Source organism: bacterium (assembly GCA_021372775.1).
Taxonomy (GTDB): Bacteria; Acidobacteriota; Polarisedimenticolia; order J045; family J045; genus JAJFTU01.
In genome coordinates, this window is the sequence record JAJFTU010000368.1 from 1 (window position 1) to 1718 (window position 1718).

Here is a 1718-nt window from a genome sequence, read left to right on the forward strand (position 1 = left end):
CGTGGGCGGCGGCGTGCGGCGCGACGTGAGCGAGTGGCTCATGGAGGCGTGGCACGCGATGGACGCGGCGCTCAAGGCCGCGCCGCAGACCGTCGCGGCCGACGCGCTCTCCTGCCTGCTCGCCCTGCGGTGGTGGGCGTCATGCCGCGAGCGGCTGGCGGCGGACGACAGCCCGGTCGTGCGCGACGAGCTCGACGACGCCGAGCGGTACATGGGCCATCTTGCGCGCGCGATGGAGGGGAGATGAGGCGGCGGTGCCGGTGCGGGGCGCGACGCCCGTCGTACCGCTCCGCCGTCTTCGGCGGCCGGGCGCGCCTCTACTGCATCGAGGGCGGCCGCGTCTCCGAGCTCTCGCGCCGCGCGCGCGGAGGACGGTTCTGATGGCCGGCGCGACGGTCCAGCTCGACCTCAACTTTGCCCGCGTCAAGCGCGACGCGGCGATCGACGCAGCCGCCGCGCACGCCGCGGCCTCGTGGGTCCGGCTCGCGACGCTCTGCCTCCTCTACGTGGCGACGACGCACGAGCGCCTCACCTCCGAGGGCGTCCTTGACCAGATGGCGCGGACCGCGTCCGAAATCCGGACCCACGAGCGCCGGGCGTTGGCGAACGTCGTCCTCGAAGGCAAGCGGCGCGGCTGGATCGCCGCGACGGGGGAATGGCGCACCTATCGGAATCCGAGCCGCAACGCGGCGCCGAGCCGCGTCTGGCGGTCGCTGATCTTCGGACGAAAGGAGAGGGGATGAGCACGGCAAGACGAACCAATCCGCAGGACGAGGTGAGGCAGACCTTCACCTTGCCGGTCCCGATGACTCCGGACGAGGTCCGCGAGGCCGGCGAGACGCTCGCCGAAACGCTCCGCGAGATCGAGCGCATCCGCGAGAAGAAGCGCGCCGCAAACGCTGAGTTCAAGCAGGACCTCGACCAGCTCGCGTCCGACGCGTCCGAGCTGAGCGGCAAGATCAGCACGAAGACCAAGTACGAGTCGGTGTCCTGCCGGCTCCGCCGCGGCCCCGACGGGAAGCTCGAGATTCTGCGCGAGGACTCGGGGGAGATCGTTCCCTACGGCCGAATCCGCGATGAGGAGCGCCAACTCGCGCTCGGGTACGGGGCGAACTGATGGCCCGCTGCGCGCGCTGCGAGGTCTGCGGCGCGGCAGCAGTCGAGGAGGAGGGGGCATGAGGATGCTCAAACTGACGCTGTCGAGCGGCAGGCCGATCCACATCGAGACGTCTGCGGTCATCGCCGCTGTGGAGGAGCGGCGATGACCCACGAGAAAGCCCGCCACCTCTACGAGGTCTACGACGGGTGCTGCATGGCGTGGATTTCCGCCGAGACGTGCGAGCCTGCCAACGACGACGCGCCGTTCACCGACTTCTCCACCACGCCGCCGACCACTCTCCTCTGCCGCGAGTGGGTGGAGCGCGCCGGGAAGAGCTGCGTCGTGCTCACGGAGGACTGGTGATGATCGGCCTCTGGCTGCTGGCCTGCGGCGTGAGCGCCGCGGTCATCGCGTGGAGGGAGAGATGAAGTCGCGCTGCAAGTGCGGGCGGCGGCGCGCCCGGATGGTCCGCGTCGTCCGCGTATGCGGGAACGCCGCGCGCTACTACTGCATCGCCTGCGGACGCCGCGTCGCGCCGAAGCGGAGCCACGCGGGTCGCAAATGGTGGTCTGGGGAGGCGCAATGACCGAACGCGTGTGCTGGGACTGCCGGCACTTCA

5 protein-coding genes are annotated in these 1718 nt (G+C 70.8%); all 5 read left to right on the top strand.

Annotated features, from left to right (window positions below):
* Positions 1–247 (top strand): hypothetical protein (locus tag LLG88_12135; GenBank protein MCE5247651.1); only part of this gene is annotated, 247 nt, incomplete at its 5' end.
* Positions 244–381: a hypothetical protein gene (locus LLG88_12140; protein ID MCE5247652.1), complete on the top strand. Its 138-nt coding sequence runs from the start codon at positions 244–246 to the stop codon at positions 379–381. The genes LLG88_12135 and LLG88_12140, both read left to right, overlap by 4 nt.
* A complete protein-coding gene (locus LLG88_12145; protein ID MCE5247653.1) occupies positions 381–743 on the top strand; it encodes a hypothetical protein in 363 nt (120 codons plus the stop codon). The genes LLG88_12140 and LLG88_12145 overlap by 1 nt, the downstream gene beginning before the upstream one ends.
* Positions 740–1117, top strand: a complete 378-nt coding sequence (locus LLG88_12150; GenBank protein MCE5247654.1) for a hypothetical protein — start codon at positions 740–742, stop codon at positions 1115–1117. Before LLG88_12145 ends, LLG88_12150 begins: the two co-directional genes overlap by 4 nt.
* Positions 1118–1261: 144 nt before the next feature.
* Positions 1262–1462: a hypothetical protein gene (locus LLG88_12155; GenBank protein ID MCE5247655.1), complete on the top strand. Its 201-nt coding sequence runs from the start codon at positions 1262–1264 to the stop codon at positions 1460–1462.
* Positions 1463–1718 lie beyond the last annotated feature (256 nt).